The organism is Candidatus Oscillochloris fontis (genome assembly GCF_004138135.1).
In the GTDB taxonomy this organism is placed as follows: domain Bacteria; phylum Chloroflexota; class Chloroflexia; order Chloroflexales; family Chloroflexaceae; genus Oscillochloris; species Oscillochloris fontis.
The window spans coordinates 1-21,335 of record NZ_RYFD01000045.1 but is presented as its reverse complement, the minus strand read 5'-3'; the positions used below and the strand labels follow the sequence as shown (position 1 = coordinate 21,335).

Sequence of the window (21,335 nt, the reverse complement as noted above, 5' to 3'; positions counted from 1 at the left end):
GATGATCACAACCTCCGCCCCGGCCAAGATCATCCTTTGTGGTGAACATGCCGTCGTCTACAACCGCCCAGCAATTGCACTGCCCCTGGGCGATGTCCGCGCCTATGCTGTGGCCACCCCGACCGCACCCGGAACGGGGCTGCACTTTGTCGCCCCCGACCTGGACGAAACCTGGAGCTTCAGCACTCATCCCCAGCACCCGCTGAGCGAACTGGCGGCCACGGTCTTGGAGCACTTGGGTGCGGTGGCTCCCGATCTGAGCATCACCCTCCGTTCCGACATCCCCATCGCCGGGGGTATGGGCAGCGGCGCGGCGATTGGCGCGGCCCTTGTGCGGGCGGTTGCGCAGGCGCTGGGGCATAACCTGCCCCCCGCCGAGGTCTCGGCACTCGTCTATGCCAGCGAGGGGCGCTACCACGGCACCCCCAGCGGGATTGACAACACCGTCATCGCCTACGAGCAGGCGATCTGGTTCCAGCGCCGCCCCGACGCCCCGCCCCTGATCGCGCCGATCCACGTGGCCACCCCACTCACCCTCGTCATCGGCGATACCGGGGTGCGCAGTGCCACCCACCGGCCCGTGGGTGCGCTACGCAAACGCTGGCAGGCCGATCCTCCCACCTACGAGGCGCGTTTCGATGCAGTGGCGGATGTCGCCACCCAGGCCCGTGCGGCCCTTGCCGCTGGCGATCTGGCCGCTCTGGGCCAGATCATGAACACCAACCAAACCCTGCTCGAAGAACTCGGCATCTCCTCCCCCGAACTTGATCGCCTCGTGCAGGCGGCCCGCCAAGCCGGGGCATTAGGGGCCAAGCTCTCCGGGGCCGGCTGGGGCGGCGTGATGATCGCACTGGCCCACAGCAACCAGTGCCAACAGGTGGCCGATGCGCTCCACGCCGCCGGAGCCAGCCGCGTGCGCGTAGCATTGGTGCCCGCGTGCGCGGGGGAGATTTAACCGCAGAGGACGCCAAGGAGCGCAGAGGATGAAGCCGAGTGTCTTCCCTCTGCGTCCTCTGCGGTCAATCCTCATCCCGGCCAACCTGCTATAATGCCCCCATGGCAACGATCATGGTCGCAATGAGCGGGGGCGTAGATAGCTCGCTCACCGCCGCACTCCTCCACGAACAGGGCCACACGGTGGTCGGTGTTACCATGCACCTGTGGGAAGGTGACGACGATCACTTGGCCGAGAGCCTCTGCTGCTCACTCGAAATGACCGCCAGTGCGCGGCAGGTCTGTAACCAACTCGGCATCCCCTACTACGTCTTCAACTACCAGCGCGAATTTCGGCGCGCCGTGGTTGATGCCTTCGTGCATGCCTATAGCCATGGCTACACCCCCAACCCCTGCATCGCCTGCAACCGCGAGCTTAAATTCCGTGCCCTGCTGGCCCGCGCCAGCCAACTCGGCTACGACTATGTTGCCACTGGCCACTATGTGCGGCGGCGTGTCACCGACGCGAACCAGTATGAACTGCTGCGGGCGGCTGATCGCAACAAAGATCAATCTTACGTCCTCTATATGCTTGGCCAAGCCGAACTTGCGCACCTCCTCTTTCCCTTGGGTGAATACCAGAAGAGCGAAGTGCGCACAATGGCCGCCGCACGCGACCTTGAGAGCGCGGATCGCCCAGAGAGCCAGGACATCTGCTTTGTCCCGGCGGGCGACTACCGCCAACTCCTGCGTGACGCAGCCCCCGCCAGCCTCGTCCCCGGCCCGATTGTGGATCAGCACGGGCGTGAGGTGGGGCAACACCAGGGGCTACCACTCTACACCATCGGCCAACGCCGGGGGCTAGGTATCTACGCTGCAACCCCACTCTATGTCACTGGCCTCGACACCGCCCGCAACACCCTCGTTGTCGGCCCCGCCGAAGCGCTGCTGCGCCACGAGTTTTGGGTCGAAGCCGCCAGTAGCGTCGCCGCTACATGGCCAGAGTCGCCCTTTACCTGCGAGGTTCAGGTACGCGCCCATGGCACACCCGCGCCCGCCACAGTCACACCCCATCCCGGCGGGCGGCTGCACATCCAACTCCAAAGCCCCATACGGGCGATCAGCCCCGGCCAAGCGGCGGTACTCTACGCAGGCGAGCGGGTGATCGGCGGGGGCACGATTGCCCGCCCGGAGGCTCCATGATTCCACCTGCCGTTATCCTCATCCTGCTCACCGCCACCGCCTGCGCCGCCCTGGCGCACGTCCTGCTTGGCCGCGCATGGCGTCAAATCCCCATCTTCTGGTTAGCGGCAGTTGTGGGCTGCCTGATCGTCTACGGCCTCGGCCTGCGCTTCCCACTCACCCTACCCACGCCCGCCGGAGTGCCCATCCTCGAATCGGTACTGCTCGCGTGGCTACTTCTCATTTTTGTCTCACGTCTACGAGTGTGATATAATCGCCCTGTTTATACGGCCTCAAATTCCCTCACCAATACTGGATAGACGCTGTTGGCTGCATCGGTATGTGGCCACACGCAGAGGAGCGAGCCTGTGTTAAAGTGGGTAGGAATTGGCGTTGGGACGCTCACCGCGCTGCTGCTCGCCTTCGTCGTCGGGGCGGCTTTTGCCCCAGCAGAATTTCGCGCTGGCACCCGCGACATTGTCATCGTGGTGGTATCGGTCTTTCAGTTGATCAGCGCGATCCTGATGGTCGCGATCCTCTTCGCCGTTCTCTTCGCCATCAACCAGCTCAACAAGTTGGCCAAAAACAATGTCTTGCCCAAGGTGGATGATGCCATGATCAAGCTGAATGAGGTACTCGATAGTACCCGCAGCCTGACCAACAATGTGCGCGATAGCGCCAGCACCGCCACCCAGACCACGGCCTTTATGGCAGAGCGCGTGGTGACACCGATCATCCGTATCTCCAGCCTCGTGACAGGGGTACGCGCTGCGGCCACCACCTTGGCCCGCCGTGATGCACCCGAACAACGAGGGAACGACCAGTAAATGGGTTACGCTCTGGATCGTTGGATCAGGTACTATTGTCGTAATGCCATTGAACATGGTATGATAGAGCCAGAAGGCTTTCATCTCAGCAACGGGATTTCATGGACAACGAGCGATTTGCCTATGGCGGCCAAGCCGTCCTCGAAGGGGTGATGATGCGAGGCCGTCGCATGGCGACGGTCGCGGTGCATCGTCCTGATGGGGAACTGGCCTTCAAGCATATCCCCATCCCGGTCGCCCAGCGTCCAGCATGGATGCGCCTCCCAATCATTCGTGGATTGGTGGGTCTTGGTGATGCCTTCTCGATTGGCAAGCAAGCACTCGACTTTTCGGCCCAAGTGGCGGTTACGGAGGAAGAGGGCGATCTCTCTCCGTTAGCCCAAGCGGCGATCTTTGGGGTGACGTTGCTGATTGGTGTAGGAATCTTCGTCATCCTTCCCTCGCTGATTGCGAACCAAGCGAGCCAGATGGGGGCGAACGTGCTTCTCCGTGAGGTGATCGAAGGCTTGATCAACCTGAGCTTAGTGATCGGCTATATCTACGCCATTAGTCGCTTACGGGACATCCAGCGCGTCTTTGGCTACCACGGGGCTGAACACAAAACGATCAATGCCTATGAGGCCGGTGCTCCGTTGACGGTCGAGTCGGTTCGCAGTTTCAGCCGCATCCATCCACGCTGTGGCACGAGCTTTCTGGTGGTGACAGCGCTGATCGGCTTTGTCATCTTTCTCGCAGTCAGTGGCCTGCCACTTTGGCAGCGTATCATCGCCCGCATCGTTCTTATTCCCTTAGTGGCGGCGGTCGCACTTGAGTTCCTGCGGTTCACTGCTGCTCACTACCATCGGCCCTGGGTGCGCCGCCTGCTTGCGCCCACCCTGGCAACTCAGTACCTGACCACCCGTGAGCCGGATGATGCGATGATCGCCGCTGCGGTTGCTGCACTAGTTCCGGTTCTCGCCGCCGACGGTGTGAGCGATCCCTTGCTGGCCCGACCGGAAGCCGAGTTCGCTCTCTCCACCTAGTCTCTGTCGGACGATGGGGTGGCCCTATGCACCCTTGACGCCACCTATTCGTAGAAGAGCCTCCTACGGAGGATTGCAATGGCCCTGGTTGGCAATATCCGAGACTTCGGCCTCTCCGACTTTCTCTATCTGGTCGATCGCGGCTATAAGACCGGCGGCCTGCACCTGACGCATGAGCAGGAGACGGCCCTGCTCTTCTTCGATAAGGGCAAGCTGGTATTGGCTTCGCGGAAGCCCGAAGATGAACAACCGGAGTTGTTGGTGCGCTTGGGCCTGCTCAATGAGGCCCAACTGGGAACTGCCCGCCAAGCCCTGGCCAATGGCGGGAAGGGGACAACGCTGACCCAGGTCATCCTTGATCAGCAATTGATCGCCCAGGATCAACTTCAGAGTACGCTCTTGACCCACACCGAAGAGTCGGTCTATGGTCTCTTCGGTTGGCCTGAAGGGGAGTTCCGCTTCGAGCAGAACCAACGCCCTGACCCGAATGCTCCGACGATACCGACTCCGATATCGGTGGAGAACTTGATTATGGAGGGCGTGCGGCGGATCGATGAGTGGGGGCGAATTAAGGATCGCATCGCCTCTACCGATATGATTGTGAAGTTCATCGATCAGCCGGGCGAAAAGGCCAAGGGGGTCAAGTTGGCCCCTGAGGAGTGGCGGGTCTTCGCTCGTATCAATGGTAAGGATAGCCTTGCCGAGATTGCGCAGAAGACGTCGTTGAGTGATTTCGATGTCTGCCGGATTGTCTATGGGTTCCTAACGGCAGGTCTGGTGGATGTGATGAAGAAGCCGCGCCCGGTGGCAGGGTCGCGTGGCGCCGTAGCGGAAGCGCCAAGGGTAAAGAAGAGCCTGGTGAACCGCATCATCAATCGTATTCGTGGCATGTAGCCGATGTTGCTCAGCCAGGGCACAGCACCGTAGCGGACGTAGCGGAGGGCTGGTGTGCAGACGGTAAAAATGGTCATCAGTGGGGCGGTGAACGCCGGCAAGACCGAGTTCATCAAGGCTATCAGCGAGATCGAAGTCGTCTCGACTGAACGACGTGCGACCGATGACACCAAGATGATCAAGAAAGAGACGACGGTGGCGATGGACTTCGGTCGTATCGCTATCGCTGATGATCTGGTGTTGCACCTGTTTGGCACTCCTGGCCAGAAGCGGTTCGACTTTATGTGGGAGATCCTCTCCGAGGGTATGCTCGGTCTGGTGATCCTGGTCGATAGCACGCGCCCGGAGACATTCCGCGAGACGAACCGGATCATTGATTTCTTCGTCTCGTATCGCGATACACCGTATGTGATCGCAGCAAATAAGCAGGATCGCCCGAATGCCTGGTCTCCCGATGAGTTGCGCTTGGCACTGCGCCAACCTCCCCAGGTTAAGGTGCTGCCCTGCGTGGCTTCAGATCGTGAGAGTGTCAAGAATATTCTGCTTGAGTTGCTCTATGTGATCCAGGAGCGGAGTGAGGATTAGGTGGGGTTCGGGGGCGGCTTCGCCACCCCCGAAGAATAAATTTCTCCTCTGTTGGCGGCTTCGCCGCCAACAGAGGAGAAATTTATTAATTCACGCGCACCCAACGCGCCTGATCAAGCCAGATCGCCTTACCACTCTCACTCGTCACATCACCCAACTGGATAAACCCGTTGCTACCGGCACTAAACGGGTAGCGCCCCAGGTAGACCCAACTGGTCTGGGTGCTCTGATCAACCAGGACCTCCAGCGCGGCATCGCGGTGCTGGATGAGGTAGCGCGCTGAGGTGGTTGGCGCACGTTTGCTGGGGCAGATCGGCACATGGACGTAGAGATCGTACTCACCCTCGCTGGGCAGATTGGGTTGCCAGCGCACCACCTGGCTACTCTGGCTGGGGTTGTTGACGCTGCGCGTCTGGTAGGCGTGGCGCCCATACCCACAGCCTACCGGACTGCTGCCCAGATCGGGGCTGTTGTGCCAGAAATCGCCGCCCAGTTCGTCTACGAGGATCTCTGGCTGGTTCGGGTCGCGCTGGGGTGGCCCGGCCAGTGGATCTTGGCCCATCCAGAGCATCGTCACCTCAACTTCGGCCTGATCGCCCACAATGCCTAGATCATCAATCCACGCCCCATCCCCCACATCCATCGCGGTCGGGAAGCGCACATAGCCCTTGTCGGCCTGGCCACCGTTATAGCCCTCGTAGTAGGCGGCATGATCCATCGGCCAACCCCACTCAAGATCGGGGTAGCCGGTGCGTTGCGGGTTCCAGTAGTCATCACGCGCACTGTAGGGGCCAACATCATACACCGGCACAACGGTGCTCCGCCCTCGGTAGGTGATGCGTACTTGGTACTCGTTGCCGCCCTTGCTAGAGAGCACGCAGCGGCATGGGAGCGAAACGAAACGCGCCTTGGGGGGGATAATGTACCCGTTGGCAGTACGCCCGCCCACCATACCTTGGCGGGTGGCGCGGATGCGGAAGGTGGGAGCAATCGCGTAGGGGTCAGTTGCGGGTGCAGCAGTGTTAGCCGCCGCAGTAGAGCTAGAAGTTGGGGCGATCCTGTCCGCCATGCCCGGCACGCCATTGTGCTCAAGCAAGCTGGCAGCGAAGGGGCGTTGTTCTGAGTTGGCCGAACCGGCTGCGTAGGTCGCCGTGGTGCTGAGGAGCATGGTGCTGAGCAATAACCCCAGCAACAGCCGTGACCAGCGCAAGTAGGTACGCATAGACCTCAATACGTCCCTCCGTATTCTACGAGCTTGGTAGAGCGGCCACGCCGGGGTGGCCGGGAGGGATTATACCATGACTCTGAAAAATGCGTGACAAGCGGCTGACAGCCGCCTGCGGGCGCTCAAAATTGTCCCGGTGTTGGTTGCAGAAGCCCCAGCTACGCTGGCTTCTGCAACCAACACCGTTATATTTCTCGCTCGCCCAATGTCACCTGCACCTCACGTTGGTCACCATCGCGCAGAATCGTCAGGGTGACGGTGTCGCCCGGCTGGTATTGGAGCAGCAATTGGCGCAGCGAGGTGTTGCCGTCAATCGCCACGCCATCTATCGCGGTGATGATGTCGCCCTCACGTAGCCCGGCGCGCGCCGCTGCGGTTCCCGGTTGCACCGCTGGCCCACCCTGGCTACTGTAGATGAGTGCCCCGCTCTGCACCGGGAGATCCAACTCTACCGCTACGCTCCCGTCAATCGTGATGTAGCTCACTCCCAGGAAGGGGTAGCTCACGTTGCCAGTGGCGATCAACTGATCGGCCACCCCCCGGAAGATGTTGCTCGGTACCGCAAAGCCCAAGCCCTCCACCGGGGCCGCCCCGAAGGCGAACTGATCGTTACGCACCACCAGGGTGTTGATGCCCACCACCTCGCCGCGCAGGTTGATCAGCGGCCCACCACTGTTACCACTATTGATCGCCGTATCGGTCTGGATCAGCCCCTCCATCGAACCTACCGAGCGGTTCAGCGCACTTACCACCCCCGCCGTCACGGTGTTGCGGAAGTCGCCCAACGGGCTGCCAATCGCCAAGACCTGCTCGCCCGGTTGGAGTGCCGCCGCGTCACCGATCTGGGCCACGGCGGGTAGATCACCCTCGATCTGGATGATCGCAATGTCGTTCATGGCGTCGGTACCGATCAAGGTGGCATCGCGCCGGGTGCCGTCATTCAGCACCACCGCGAGGCTGCGGGCATTTTCCACCACATGGTTGTTGGTGAGGATGTAGCCCTGCTCGCTGATGATCACCCCGCTACCGCTGCCGTTCCCCTGGCGGCTCATGCTGAGTACCGTCACTACTGCTGGGGCGACCTGCTGCACGGCATTGACCATCGCCTCCGAACTGCTACTCACAACCGGGGCTGTCTGGCTGCTGTTCTGCATCGCCACCGGAGCCACCGTGATTGTTGGTGAACTGACGGTTTGGCTACTCAGGTTGCGTTGTACCACGTAATAGGCTGCGGCTCCCCCGGCAATCGCTCCGCCAACAATGCTGATGATGATGGCCAGAATCACGGCTACGATGGCGATGTAGTAGCCAGTATTGTGGGTGCGTTCCATAGGCTGGTTCCTGTTCATGGTTTGCTTGCAGATACCCAAGTAGGGGCGAAGCATCGCCCGCCAACCTCGTTCGGGTTCCCCTGATCCATGGCGGGCGATGCTTCGCCCCTACTATGCACCCAGCGCATAAAAAATGTTTTAAGCTCTTGTGAGAAGTGGATGAGAGATGCGTTTTCCCCGCGTATGCGGTACACTATTATTGCCCTGCACCACTCCCTGGGGGGCAACCATTTGGTTAGACGAAAGGAATCTTTGATGATGGATAGCAACTATGCTCCTCGGCAAGTCGTAATCTATCCCGGTGAAGATGGGTGGTTTGTAGCAGAAGTTCCATCATTACCCGGTTGTATCAGCCAGGGCCGCAGTCGGGTCGAGGCCATTGCGAATATTCGTGAGGCAATTGCGCTGATGATCGAGATCTTGGTCGAACGTGGTGAACAGATTCCTTAAGTTGTTTTGTAGTTCTATCCTATGGATCTCTCCACTACTGCCATCACTGACCCCGCCGCCTTTACCGAGCGCCTACGCGCCGTCCCCGAAGCACCGGGGGTTTATTTGTGGCGCGGTGAGGATGGACGCTTGCTCTATGTGGGCAAGAGTAAACGCCTGCGCGACCGTATGCGTTCCTATTTCGGCTCGCCCAAGGGGATGAGCGGTAAGAACCGCCGCCTCGTGCGCCTGATCGCCGATTTTGAGATCATTGTCACCCAGAGCGAACTGGAAGCCTTGCTGCTGGAGATGAACCTGATCAAGCAGCATCGCCCGCCCTACAATATTCTGCTCAAGGACGATAAGAGCTACCCCTTCATTAAGGTGACGGTGCAGGACGAATGGCCGCGCATCTTCTCCACCCGCAGCGTCCTCGATGACGGAGCGCGCTACTTTGGCCCCTACGCCAGTGCTGGCTCGGTCTATAAGACGCTCGATCTGCTCAACCGCCTCTTCGGCTTTCGCCCTTCCTACAACTGCTCGGATAGCTGGTTCAACGAACATCGCCGCAAGGGGCGGCCCTGCACCTACTACCAGATCCGGCGCTGTCTGGGGCCGTGCGTACCCGATCTGGTTGCACCAGCCACCTACCGCCAAGCGATAGATGCGGTCTGCCGCTTTTTGGATGGCAAGAGCGATCAGGTGGTGCGCGATCTGCGCCAGCAGATGCACCAGGCGGCGGAAGATCTCAATTTTGAACGTGCCGCCTATCTGCGCGACCGCATTCAGGATATTGAGAAGATTATGGAGCGCCAGCAGGTGTTGCGCACTGTGGATACCGATCAGGATGTGATCGCCTTTGCGCGTGAAGATGGCAGCGCGGTGGTGCAGGTACTCTTTGTGCGTGGCGGCAAGCTGATCAACGCCGAACCCTTCACCCTCCAGGGCACCGAGGACGAGAGCGATGCCGATCTGCTGGCCTCGTTCCTGACCCAGTTCTATGAACGTGCGCCCAACATTCCGCCCAACCTGCTGCTGGCCGAACATGTGGAAGAACCGATGATCATCGCCGCATGGATGGCGCAGAAGAGTGGCCACCGGGTTGAGATCGGCGTCCCACGGCGTGGCGAGAAGCGCCAACTGGTCGAACTGGCCGAACAGAATGCACGCCAGAAGTTGCAAGAACTCCGTACCCAGTGGCTCAACAGCGAACAACGCGCCGTTGCCGGGCTGACCGAGTTGCGCGAACTGCTCGATCTGGCTGAAATGCCGCAACGAATTGAATGTTATGATATTTCCAACACCCAAGGCCAACAGAATGTCGCCAGCATGGTCGTCTTTGAACGTGGTGAACCCAAAACCAGCGCCTACCGGCGCTTCAAGATCAAGACGGTTGAAGGGGCCAACGATGTCGCCTCGATCCACGAGGTGATCAGCCGCCGCTTCAAGCGTGCCACGACGGAAGATGGCAGCACCTGGGCCGATCTACCCGACCTCGTGTTGATTGACGGTGGGCGTGGCCAACTCAACGCCGCCCGCGAGGCGCTGGGGCGGCTCAACCTCGAACAGATCCCGGTGGTGGGCGTGGCCAAAGGGGTAGACCGCAACCGCTTCGATCTCGTCTGTGCCGAACGCGAGGATCTGATCGTCCTGCCGCGTGACAGCAAAGCCTTGGGGTTGGTGCAGCGCATAGATGAAGAGGCCCACCGCTTCGCCATCACCTACCACCGCAAACTGCGCAGCAAAGCCGCCTTCGCCTCGCCCCTGGAAGAGATTCCGGGCATCGGACCAAAGCGCAAGAAGGCGCTGCTCAAAGCCTTTGGCTCACTCGATGGTATTCGCCAAGCCAGTATTGAAGAGATCGCCGCCGTCCCTGGGATGACCAAACGGGCTGCCGAGCAGCTTAAAGCGTCAATCTAGTAGACCAAAGAAGGACTATGTCACTCATCCACAGCCACATCAACACCCATGGCGAGGAATTCCTCGCCAACGCCGATCACCACCGCGCCCTAGCCGAAGAGTTGCGTATGCTGCGCGCCCAGGCGGCGTTGGGGGGCAGTAGTGAAGCACGAGCGCGCCACACCGAGCGCGGTAAACTGCTGGCTCGCGAGCGCATTGACACCCTGCTCGATGAGGGCAGCGCCTTCTTGGAGATCGGTGCGCTTGCCGCATACAACGTCTACCCCGACGAGGTGCCCGGTGCGGGCATGGTGACGGGCATCGGGCGCGTCAATGGCCGCGAGTGCATCATCGTCGCCAACGACGCCACCGTCAAGGGCGGCACCTACTACCCACTGACGGTGAAGAAGCACCTGCGTGCCCAAGAGATCGCCCTAGAGAACAACCTGCCCTGCATCTACCTCGTAGACAGCGGTGGAGCCTTCCTGCCCATGCAGGACGAGGTCTTCCCCGACCGCGACCACTTCGGGCGCATCTTCTACAACCAGGCCCAGATGTCGGCCCGTGGCATCCCGCAGATCGCGGCAGTGATGGGCTCGTGTACAGCGGGGGGAGCGTATGTCCCGGCCATGTCGGACGAGGTGGTGATTGTGAAGGGCAACGGCACGATCTTCCTAGGCGGCCCGCCCTTGGTGAAGGCCGCCACCGGCGAAGAGGTCAGCGCCGAGGATCTGGGCGGAGCCGACGTACACACCCGCATCTCCGGCGTCGCCGACCACTTCGCCGAGAATGACCGCGAGGCATTGGCGATTGTGCGCGACATCGTCTCCAACCTGGGGCGCAAGCCAACCCCACCCTGGGAGATCGCCGCGCCCGAAGCGCCGCACTACGATCCGCACGAGATCTACGGCGTGTTGCCGCGTGACACGCGCAAATCCTACGACGTGCGCGAAGTCATCGCCCGCCTAGTGGATGGCAGCCACCTGCACGAATTCAAGGCCCGCTACGGCACCACCCTGGTGTGCGGCTTTGCGCGCATCATGGGCATGCCGGTCGGCATCCTGGCCAACAACGGCATCCTCTTCAGCGAGAGCGCCCTGAAGGGCGCGCACTTCATCGAACTCTGCTGCGCGCGCAACATCCCGCTGCTCTTCTTGCAGAACATCACCGGCTTCATGGTCGGGCGGCAGTACGAGAATGGCGGCATCGCCAAAGACGGCGCAAAGCTGGTGACAGCGGTAAGCTGCGCGAGCGTCCCCAAGTTTACGGTGATCATCGGCGGATCATTCGGAGCAGGGAACTACGGCATGTGCGGGCGCGCCTACCAGCCGCGCCAACTCTGGATGTGGCCCAACGCCCGCATCAGCGTGATGGGCGGCCCGCAGGCGGCCAACGTGTTGCTCACCGTGCGCCGCGACAACCTGATCGCCAAGGGCAAAGACATGAGCGTCGAGGAGCAAGAGGACTTCAAGGCCCCCATTTTGGAGAAGTACGAGCGCGAAGGCAGCCCCTACTACTCCAGCGCCCGCCTGTGGGACGATGGAGTGATCGATCCCGCCGACACACGTATGGTGTTGGCACTGGGCCTCGCCGCCGCCGGGAATGCGCCGAGCGAGAAGACCACGTTTGGGGTGTTTCGGATGTAGGGGAGGGATCGCAGCCCCCAAGCTTCCGGGAAGCTTGGGGGCTTAATTGCTACCTGATCACCACTGGCAAATAGACCCGTGCCTCAGTTCCGGTACAGATAAGCGTATAGGATGCAGGGCCACCAACCCCATTATGGTTGATAGTGAGGGTCGCAGTACGGCTTCCCATCGCATGCGGAGTACAAATCACCCCCACATTCTGGACGGAACCACCATCAGCAATGCTCAAACTAGCTGGTTGCAGTGAAAAATCACCCGCATGCGCTCCACTGAGGCTATATCCAGTCACATTGAGCATCGCGCTACCAATCTCACTTATCTGCATCGTACTACTCACTGAGCCACCTATAGGAGCCGTGCCAACATTGATCGTGCTATTCAGATCAGGATTAGAGCTATAACCAGGCAGCGTATTGTTTAACCGAGCAATGTAGGGTCGTGAGATACCATTGATAGTTGTAAAAGGACCTGTCAATAGTATCTTACCCGTATTAAAAAATAAATAACGCTGTTCATAATAACAATCATTCAGACCAGTTCCTATAGAGAAACTATTGTCGAGACTACCATTCGCATTGAGTCGTGCCATACAAGGAGTATTGACGCCATTGATCTTACTAAAAAGTCCACCAACGAGTATTTTTCCATCGGGTTGCAGCGCTAGGCTAGATACTATGCCAGGGCCATATGTCAGTCGCATCCCGGTGCCGGGATCAAATGTACTATCTAAATTTCCATCCGCATTGAAACGCGCAATATTTGGTCTGCTCGTAATATTAACGGTTGAAAACTGGCCACCAATAATCAGTTTACCATCTGGTTGTACAAGTAACGTCTCAACATAGGCGTCTAATCCGGGGGCAAAGGAGGGATCAAGGCTCCCATCAAGATTAAGCCGCGCTACATACGTGCGTGGCGTATTGTTATATTGTGTAAAGTTACCATAAATAACTATTTTTTCATTAATACTATCAAAAATAGCTCCTTTTAGTAGACTACTTGGCCCGGAACCTGTATTGAAACTTGCATCCAAACTTCCATTTTCATTTAAGCGTGCAATATACCGCGCAGAAGCACCATTTACAGTTACAAATTCACCGGCTATCAATATTTTCCCATCCGGTTGTTCTACTATAGATACGCCTGAAGAAGAGTAGCTTAGTGTCACATTAAAAGTATCATCCAAACTTCCATCACTATTTATTCGCACTAAATAGGATCGAGAAAAGCCATTTACTTGATTAAACGAACCACTTACAAGTATTTTTTCGTCCTTTTGAATGAATACAGCATTAATTACACCATTAAATAAAGGTGAAAAAGAGGTATCAAGACTACCATTTACATTTAGACGTGCAATATAATATCTACGATCAACACCATTGACAGTATAAAAACTACCACCTATGATGATTTTTCCGTCAGGCTGAATAGCAGATGTATTTATTATTCCATTCGATAATCCTTTCACTTCAGGAAGAAAAGTAGTATCTAAACCTCCATCTGTTATAGCAAATACTGAACGTGTTGGCAATGCTATCGCGAGAAGGAATAGGAAAACGAGGAATACAAAGGTCAAGCGAACGGATCGATTCAGAGAGAAGCGGAGTGTAGATTGAGACATAGGTTGAGATAACTCCTTGTATCAAATGTATACATAGACAATCAAAATTATGATCATTCCAAAGAGTCTCTGCTTCACTGATGATGAAGAGAGCAGCAAAGAAAATCACCTTTGCCATATGCTAGACTCTTGCTACTTGAAACACGCATCACCTTGATGGTACACTAAGCGCGTCGCCGTGTTGCGTCAGAATTGACGGAGTTTTGACGATCTACTGCTAACCATATCTTCGATCACTAGGTAGAAGTCATGCCGAAGCCAGCACATCCCGATAAGCTTCGGGTCTCAGTCCTGGTACGCCAACTGCTTGACCGCAGCGATCTCTCGGTTAATGGTGTGACCGCCCGTATGGAAAGGTATTTACAAGGAGGAGAGTTCTCTGAGAATATGTTCGAGAATCACTTTACGACTCGCCTTGATCGTCCACTTAAAGCGAAGGCGAATGTGATTCATGCCCTGATTCTGGCGCTTACTGAAGGTTTACGGGCGAATGAGCGCTGTCAGGCGGTTGAAGCCGCCGAACTGATCTGGCTCTTTCGTTGGCCAGATCTCTTTAGTAACGTCTCTTCACTTTTTCCCTTTGATGAATTATTAGTCGCTTATCAACGCTTTCCACAGCTTTTCATCAATCTGCCCATAACGCCTCTGCTGCATGCGAGTACGCTCACTCCGCTTCAATGCCCGCCCTTACCCCATCCTCGTACTGCCTTGCTCGGACGCACGAGTGAGGTGGCACTGCTCCTCGATCATGTTCAGCGCCACCAACTGCTGACCATCACCGGGCCAGCGGGTTGTGGAAAGACGCGGCTGGCGCTTCAGATCGCTGCGCAGAGCAGCGCGTTCTTTCCCGCAGGGGTGGCTTTTATTGCCCTCGCGGATCTGCATACCCCCGATCTGCTCTTCGATACGATTGGCACTACGCTGGGCCTCAAGGTTGGTGGCGAGCAGTCGTGGATGGCATGCCTCACAAACCATTTGGCTGCGCATAAGGTGTTGTTGGTTGTGGATAATTTTGAGCACCTTTTACCTGTCGCCCCGCAATTGCTTGGGGTACTCGATAGTTGCCCACATCTGCATCTCTTGGTGACGAGTCGTGTGGCGTTAGGGCTCTCTGGCGAACATGTCTTTCATGTGCATCCCCTCGTAACTCCCCCCCTGAACCCATTACCAGCATGTGAAATGCTACCGGACTACCCCGCAATCCAACTCTTTTGTGAGCGGGCGCATGCCGTCCGGCCCGACTTTGTGTTGACGCCTGCGAATTGCCGCGATGTTGCCCATATTTGCGCTATTTTGATCGGTATGCCGCTGGCTATTGAACTAGCCGCTGCACGCATCCGGCATCTGAGTCCCCAGGAATTACGCCTCCAATTGATCGGGAATTCGACTCTGCATGAGCAGGTCGCACTTGATCTCTTGAGCCATGGTGCGCGTGATGCCCATCCGCGTCAGCAGACTCTGACCGCAACGCTTACCTGGAGTTATCGGCTGCTTGAAGCGCCGGTTCAACGTCTCTTGGCGCGGATGGCGGTCTTTAGTGGCGGCTGTACCTTTGATGAGTTGCACCAATTGATGCTCAACGTTGATCAGGATGCGGCGCATGGTGCGCATTTACGCCATCACCTTGAGACCTTGCTGAATCACCATCTTCTTACCGCTCGCTCTGAGGAGCAGATACCCACCCGCTATCGCATGCGGGCGACGGTACGCGAGTATGCATGGCAACAGTTGATCACCTTGAATGAGCACGATCTGATCGCTCAGATTCATGCGACGGTTTATGTCGATCTCGTTGCAAATGCGAATAGATACTTGCATGGTGATCAACAATCATTCTGGCATCAACGCATCGAACAAGAACTCGCGAATGTGCGCGTCGCCCTCGAATGGATGTTGCAGCATGGGCAACTAGAGCAGAGCCTGCATCTGTGTGCCAACCTTGAGCTTTTTTGGTATTGGGGCGGACATCTAGAGGAGGGCGGAAATTGGTTGCGCCGGATCTTGGCACAGCGTGAAGAGCTTGCAGCCCGCACGTTGGCCAAAGCCTTGGATGAACTGGCGGGTCTTCAATGGGCACGCGGCTTTTTACGTGATGCAGAAGCCTTGGCACAAGAGAGTTTGGCGATCTGGCGGAGCCTTGATGATGCCCAAGGAATTGTTGAAGCGCTCAATTCGCTCGGTCTGGTCGCTGAGGCAATGGGCGATTTTTCGCGTGCCGCCCACTGGCACCGTGAAAGCCTCGCATTACGCCGCCACATTGGGAAGAAACCGGCGATTGTGATCGCCCTCAATAATCTAGGCGATGTAGAATATGCCGCTGATCCCGTCAATTATGACCAGGCATTGAACCGCTTTCGTGAGAGTTTGGCGATTAACCAAGAACTCAATAATCAGCATGGTATTGCGGATACCCTGAGTAGTATGGGAAGCCTCGCGCTTCTACAAGGTGATTATGCCCAAGCGCAGACCTATCTGAGTCAGAGTTTGTCCTTGTTCCAACAACTTGGGAATAGCTTGCGGATGGCGTATGCGTTTGAGAGTTTGGCCGATGTGGCTCTGGCAAACGTGCAGTATGAACGGGCGCTGCGGTTGTGTGCGGCGGCCTCGGCGCTACGAACCACGAAGGGTATGCATCCACCACCCATGGCTATCCCTAGCATTGCCCAACGGATTATCAATTTGGGTACCTACCTCGAACAGAACACGTTCGCACTGGCCTGGGCCGAGGGCATCCAGATGGATCTGAAGGCGGCGATTGGGTATGCGCTTGCGGTGCCGAGTGCAGCACCTCTAAAGTCCTTTGCCGGTTGTGATATTCTTACCCGTACTCCCTGAGGCTACGACACGCTCAGCCACCGCGCCGCTGGCTGAGCGTGTCGTAGCCCCGCGCCGCATCCCAAGGCTTTTTCGCGCTAACAATAGTTTCTTCGGCATCTGCGGCTTCCTCCCACAAGCAAAAGGATTGACACCGCTGGTAGGATACCAGAACGCTGGCTTTTATTTAACCTAGGCTTGACAGACTACTAGGTGAATTTTCGCCCGTCACGGATCACATCAAGGATTTCATTCCGGGTCATGCGTAAATCAACCCCTGGTACATCTAACGGCGCGTGCATATCCGCAATCTGGGAGATCATAAATACGCTTCCATCACGACGACGAATCCGCACAGCACCTTCTCGTTGGGCAAGGTCGAGCAGTTCGGCAAGTCGTTGACGGGCTTCAGAATACGTGTACTCTTTCATCATACGACCTCGATGATTGTCACACCTGCTTGGATCGCTGCCTGCCGCAAGCCCCCGTCTAATGTGATCAATGCGCTTTTGTGTTGGATCGCACAGACGATAACGTATGCATCATAGGCATAGATACTCTGCTGATCCGCAAGACGAAGTGCGTGTTCCATATCCACCTCAAGGAAACGAAGCGGGATCTGTTGATAGGCATGCCATGCTTGGCGTACCTGATCGAGAGTCGCCCGTTTACGTTTCGGCATTGCCGAAAACGCATTTCCCATTTCCCATGGAACCGAAGCCGGTGTGAGCAAGTGGGCATCGGTCGTCAATTCGATTAACCGAGTCCGCGTTGGCTCATACGTAATCACCGCTAAAAGCACTGACGTATCCACAATAATATCCATAATAACGTGATCGTCTTTTTGATATTTGTACAATTGTACAATCAGTATAGCAGGTGACGCGCCTACAGGCAAGCCTTTTCATAGAGTGCTTGCCTGTAGCCACGGAAACCCACCAGCTTTAGAGACTGCGGGAAGCGAGCCACCAGGATCAGTGCCTCAGTGGCTCAATCATTCCGCTCAGTGCATAGATGGTTCCCACGGGTGTGGCTATCTCACCATCATCATGCATGCTGCCTATCCAAACGACTCGTTAACGACGGATCAGCGGTAAGTAGACATTGTACGTGGGTGCGAGGGGCGCAACGTAGGGCACGGTGACGGTGAGTGGCGCAGCGATGTTGCCGACGGCATCGCGGAACCAAACCTGATAGGTCAGGTTAGTCGTTGCCCCCTGAGTGACATCGTAGCTCATCGGCTTAGGAATGCTGACGCTTGAGCTATACGCCTGCCATGCCACATCTGGTAGAGTTGTCGGATCGATAGCTGGCTGACCCGGTTCGATGGGCATGATCGCTACCGACTCAATCCCGCTGCCATCGGGCTGGTCGCTTGCGGCCAGTTGCAGTGTGACCAAGATGGCATTGTTATCCGCGATGGCTACGGTACCGGTCGGCGGCAGTGGGTCGAGGACAACATCAGTAGACAGCATGCCACCCTGGCACAACGGCTCCGCCGTGCTATCACGGAACTGAGCATAGACGGTCTGGGTGATCACGCTACTACTCGACGCAAGCTGAAGCGGTATGGTGGCGGCATAGGGCTGCCAGATGGCGTCGCTCAGATCTGCAAGATGCCCAACCTTCATCTCCGCCGCACCGGGGGCATTGATCGTCAGCGTCGTCGCTGGCGTGCGGATCATGGGCGCATTGTCGGCGATGGCGATAGAGGCATCACATGTAGCCGCCATCGGCGGCACCATCATGGCAGTCGGGCCAATCTTGAGCCAAGCACGGGCAAGGCCGGCGTGCTCGTACCATGTGACATTGACCCGGTCGCCATTTCGCACCCCGACGAGGGGATTAAGAGAGGAAGCCGCTTGGTCGCGCCAGCTAACGATACGCTGGGTTAGCCACGAGGCGTTTGCGCTTGTGATCTGAATAGTGCAGCCATCATCACAGGCCGCCCGTGCGGGGAAGATGAGGTTTGAGGGGATTCCGCTGATCTCGCCGGACAGGCGTGCCATCCAGTGGTCGGCCTCGATCCCCTGGGCCACGGCGGCTGGGCCAGCGCCGACGTCATAGAAGAAGGCATAGCCGCTCTTGCTTGTACTTAGGCAGACCACAGTCGAGGGGCCAGCGGACGAGTTTTGGTTCGGGGGCCAGGGCGAGTTGCCCAGATCCAACAGGTTGATCACTTCGAGTCGCCACAGGCCGCGGCTGGCGCAATCCTGGGCGGTCTGCCATTTATTCGACCACGTGTTGGATAGTGCGCCACCGCTCAGCACTAAGCCAGCGCGGAAGTGCTGCTCCTGCTGCCCGACGCTATTGCGAAACTGGTTGGTGGTTGGCGCACCAAGCCAGAGATTCGCCTCCCAGTAACTCTTGATCGCCCCGTAGATTGGGTACGCTGGGATGCTATAGATCGGATTGTCTGCGCCCTCATCATGGATCAACGAGACGCCGCTGCTGAAGTCCTGGCGCACGAGCCCGTTATAGATGTATGCATTGTTGGTTGCCGTGCCGTAAGTAAGGTTGGATGTGGTGCCCTGCCTGGTGGCGTCATAGGCACGCTGGAAGGTTTCTTGACGACTGCTGCCCTGACCGACGGCGATGGTGTTCAGTGTGCGGCGCGCGTTGATGAACTGCGACGGGTTGACCCAGCCCTTGTCCGCAGGCCGCCCTGACCAGTTCCCATTACACCGTGGCAGAGGCCAGTAGCCGGGGCCGGGCGGGTAGTTGCGGTGGTTGCCACATGCCGACTGTGATCCATTCACTTCGTCTCGGATATAGAAGTTGCGGATCTCGAAATGCAGATGTGAGTTGCCGCCCTGGTCATGGATCGTCGCGATCTTCTGGCGACGGCTCACGCTCTGGCCAACTGAGACGTCGGCATACACATGGCCATACATCGAATACCACGTTTCGCCATTCGATAAACTGTGTTCAATAATGACCACATTGCCGGGGTAGCTCCCGGATGCGTACCGAACGACGCCATTGCCGATAGCATACACCGGCTGATAGGCGCTGCCCGAGTTTCGCCACCAGTCTTCTCCGGCGTGATACGAGCCAGCGGCGACGGCTCCATAATACTCAAAGCCGTGCCAGAATCCCCAGCCACCACCGTTCGCGTCGCCGACGGGAAAATCGAATCCGTCAGCAATGGCTTGGAGTGAAGCTGAAGTGGGCTGCGCCGCGACGGAGGTAGTCGACAACAGATTAGCCCATCTGCTGAGTGGCGCGAGCAGTAGCGTCATCAGCATGAGTACCAAGACGCGAGGCAGGGCGCGGTAGGCGGTGGTGCGATTCATGGTTTGGACTCCTTTGGTCTCATGGTTCAACACGATAAGAATCTTTAGGAAGGAAGCCCGCAATCCGATCAGATCAGCTAGAACTGGCCGATCCTGGGTAGGTATGGCTACTTGCGAATTATGGGCAGGTAGACCGAATATCGGATCGGAGGCAACAGCGGCGCGAGTGGCTGCATTACGTCGTTCGGCGGCGGGTCGCCAGGCGCGAGCGGTGGCACCGCCGCCGCGAGATAGTTCGTCCAACGGCTGAGGGGGGTGAACTCAGGGAAGATTGCCCCACTGACGTAGTCACCAAGGGTTGTCCCCGCATTCCGTGGTGGATAGTAGATACTGACCCCATGTGCCCCATCTAAGCTCCAGCTATATTGAAGGTCTTCATTCTCGAAGGATCCACTCTGGTGCTTTTCGGCGAAAACAAAAGGCTGATTCCCTGTGATTGCAGTGATCAGATCATCCGCCGCTGTTGGCACACCGTTGCTGGTGATTGCTTGCTTGGCCCGCTGTGCAAAGTCAACCAGATCGACATAGGAATCGTCATTATTGATGGTCAGATAAGGAAGCCCGCCCGAGTCAAACTTCTGGCTCGCTGTGCGAAGTGTGGTAAGGGAGTCGCGGTTCGCCGTACTGCTACTCGCGTAGGTGGCCAGACTATCGGCAAAGCTGTTGAGCTTTGTCAACACCGTGTCGAAACGGCTCATATCCATTGCACTGATGGTGTAGGGATATAAGCTAACTGTCTGTGCATATTGTTCCACGATTGATTTAGCAAGATCGGCGGGTGTCGTGATTGATCCGACCGCTGCACGGTAGCGCTCATAGGGAAACATGCCCCACACGATATTTTCTGAGGCGACGACATACCGTGCGAACCCTCGGGTCATGGCGGCATCTTCGAGGAGCCCGAAGGAACACCCATCAAAGTGGATGACATCTATGGGATGTGCGCCGTTATTCGTGATGGTGTTCAATGCTTGGCGCAGCTTCGCAGGGGTGAGAAGCGCACTACGATCAGTTGCGGTGGTCGTGTCCCAGGCAATCCCTTGGACGCCGTTGGCGTGATCGGCGATAGCAAGGTAGTAATGATCGGCGGGGAAATCCTTCTGGGCCTGTTGGACAAACTCAATCAGGGTCGCCGGGTCGTCCATGGGCTTTTCGCCGACGGCTTGCTGCTGGGCCTGCGGGGTATAGGTAACGCGGAATGTATCGTTATTACCCGGCCCGTCAATCAAGGCAACCACACGCACTTGAGCATTCGGGGTTTTCTCAAGCCGTTGAATTGCATCACTGAGGAATAGAGCGACGAATCCACCATCTATGCCCTTTGTGTCGCCGTCGAGATACAAGATAAAAGTCCATGTGCCGCCAGTATTGAATGACGTAGCAGTAAAGTCCTGGCCGATCAGATTGCCACTAACACTGATGCTGAGGCTACTGGGGCTGAAGCTGTAGCCACTCTTCGTCGGCGTCAGCGTGTAGCTCCCCGCCGGGACGCCGGTCAATGAGTAGTTCCCGCTGCTATCCGTCGTCGCCGTGCGCGTCCCGTCCGAGACCGTAACGCCGCTGATGGCCGTGCCGCTGCTGGTGGTGATGCGCCCACTCACGCTGTAGGTGAGCAGGCTGCCGGTGAA

At 57.6% G+C, this 21,335-nt stretch carries 18 protein-coding genes; 11 read left to right on the top strand and 7 right to left on the bottom strand.

Features of this window, described 5'->3' with window-relative positions:
* The first annotated feature begins 1 nt into the window (after position 1).
* The 7 genes from mvk to EKD03_RS14830 all read left to right on the top strand — a co-directional run bounded on the left by mvk (position 2) and on the right by EKD03_RS14830 (position 5,443).
* On the top strand, positions 2-955 hold the full coding sequence (gene mvk, locus EKD03_RS14860; protein ID WP_129632494.1) for a mevalonate kinase: 954 nt from the start codon (positions 2-4) through the stop codon (positions 953-955).
* A 101-nt stretch (positions 956-1,056) separates the two neighbouring features.
* A complete protein-coding gene (mnmA, locus tag EKD03_RS14855) occupies positions 1,057-2,136 on the top strand; it encodes a tRNA 2-thiouridine(34) synthase MnmA (RefSeq protein WP_129632491.1) in 1,080 nt (359 codons plus the stop codon).
* Entirely contained in the window at positions 2,133-2,384 is a 252-nt protein-coding gene (locus EKD03_RS14850) for a hypothetical protein (protein WP_129632489.1), read from the top strand. The genes mnmA and EKD03_RS14850 overlap by 4 nt, the downstream gene beginning before the upstream one ends.
* A 99-nt stretch (positions 2,385-2,483) precedes the next feature.
* Positions 2,484-2,942, top strand: a complete 459-nt coding sequence (locus EKD03_RS14845) for a hypothetical protein (protein ID WP_129632486.1) — start codon at positions 2,484-2,486, stop codon at positions 2,940-2,942.
* A gap of 101 nt (positions 2,943-3,043) precedes the next feature.
* On the top strand, positions 3,044-3,964 hold the full coding sequence (locus EKD03_RS14840) for a DUF1385 domain-containing protein (protein ID WP_129632483.1): 921 nt from the start codon (positions 3,044-3,046) through the stop codon (positions 3,962-3,964).
* Positions 3,965-4,042: 78 nt separating this feature from the next.
* Positions 4,043-4,858 carry a DUF4388 domain-containing protein gene (locus EKD03_RS14835; RefSeq protein ID WP_129632480.1) on the top strand — a complete coding sequence of 272 codons (816 nt, stop codon included), beginning with the start codon at positions 4,043-4,045 and terminating at the stop codon, positions 4,856-4,858.
* Positions 4,859-4,912: 54 nt separating this feature from the next.
* On the top strand, positions 4,913-5,443 hold the full coding sequence (locus EKD03_RS14830) for a GTP-binding protein (protein ID WP_044200035.1): 531 nt from the start codon (positions 4,913-4,915) through the stop codon (positions 5,441-5,443).
* Positions 5,444-5,528: 85 nt separating this feature from the next.
* On the opposite strand, the gene EKD03_RS14825 is transcribed toward EKD03_RS14830, so the two are convergent.
* Both EKD03_RS14825 and EKD03_RS14820 read right to left on the bottom strand, forming a co-directional pair.
* On the bottom strand, positions 5,529-6,665 hold the full coding sequence (locus EKD03_RS14825) for a golvesin C-terminal-like domain-containing protein (RefSeq protein WP_129632477.1): 1,137 nt from the start codon (positions 6,663-6,665) through the stop codon (positions 5,529-5,531).
* 188 nt (positions 6,666-6,853) lie between these two features.
* Positions 6,854-7,999, bottom strand: a complete 1,146-nt coding sequence (locus tag EKD03_RS14820) for a S1C family serine protease (protein WP_129632475.1) — start codon at positions 7,997-7,999, stop codon at positions 6,854-6,856.
* 255 nt (positions 8,000-8,254) lie between these two features.
* Here EKD03_RS14820 and EKD03_RS14815 point away from each other — a divergent pair, with 255 nt between their 5' ends.
* From EKD03_RS14815 to EKD03_RS14805, 3 genes are read left to right on the top strand one after another with little or no spacing between them, the layout of a single operon-like run.
* A complete protein-coding gene (locus tag EKD03_RS14815; protein ID WP_129632472.1) occupies positions 8,255-8,449 on the top strand; it encodes a type II toxin-antitoxin system HicB family antitoxin in 195 nt (64 codons plus the stop codon).
* Between the two features lie 21 nt (positions 8,450-8,470).
* The gene (uvrC, locus tag EKD03_RS14810; RefSeq protein WP_129632469.1) at positions 8,471-10,348 is read left to right on the top strand and encodes an excinuclease ABC subunit UvrC; all 1,878 of its coding nucleotides are present in this window, start codon (positions 8,471-8,473) and stop codon (positions 10,346-10,348) included.
* Positions 10,349-10,365: 17 nt separating this feature from the next.
* Complete coding sequence (locus EKD03_RS14805) at positions 10,366-11,973, top strand: carboxyl transferase domain-containing protein (protein WP_129632466.1); 1,608 nt, start codon at positions 10,366-10,368, stop codon at positions 11,971-11,973.
* Between the two features lie 49 nt (positions 11,974-12,022).
* Here the strand turns inward: EKD03_RS14805 and EKD03_RS14800 are convergent, their stop codons facing one another.
* Entirely contained in the window at positions 12,023-13,597 is a 1,575-nt protein-coding gene (locus tag EKD03_RS14800) for a hypothetical protein (protein ID WP_129632463.1), read from the bottom strand.
* A 249-nt stretch (positions 13,598-13,846) separates the two neighbouring features.
* Between EKD03_RS14800 and EKD03_RS14795 the strand changes: the two genes are divergently transcribed.
* A complete protein-coding gene (locus EKD03_RS14795) occupies positions 13,847-16,432 on the top strand; it encodes an ATP-binding protein (RefSeq protein WP_129632461.1) in 2,586 nt (861 codons plus the stop codon).
* A 188-nt stretch (positions 16,433-16,620) separates the two neighbouring features.
* Here EKD03_RS14795 and EKD03_RS14790 read toward each other — a convergent pair whose 3' ends face one another.
* The 4 genes from EKD03_RS14790 to EKD03_RS14775 form a co-directional block, all read right to left on the bottom strand.
* A complete protein-coding gene (locus EKD03_RS14790; protein WP_238613541.1) occupies positions 16,621-16,845 on the bottom strand; it encodes a type II toxin-antitoxin system Phd/YefM family antitoxin in 225 nt (74 codons plus the stop codon).
* A complete protein-coding gene (locus EKD03_RS14785) occupies positions 16,842-17,237 on the bottom strand; it encodes a type II toxin-antitoxin system VapC family toxin (protein ID WP_129632458.1) in 396 nt (131 codons plus the stop codon). The genes EKD03_RS14790 and EKD03_RS14785 overlap by 4 nt, the downstream gene beginning before the upstream one ends.
* A gap of 250 nt (positions 17,238-17,487) precedes the next feature.
* Entirely contained in the window at positions 17,488-19,707 is a 2,220-nt protein-coding gene (locus tag EKD03_RS14780; RefSeq protein WP_129632455.1) for a M23 family metallopeptidase, read from the bottom strand.
* Between the two features lie 107 nt (positions 19,708-19,814).
* Positions 19,815-21,335, bottom strand: a 1,521-nt coding sequence (locus EKD03_RS14775) for a clostripain-related cysteine peptidase (protein WP_174842883.1), incomplete at its 5' end; no start/stop codon positions are given.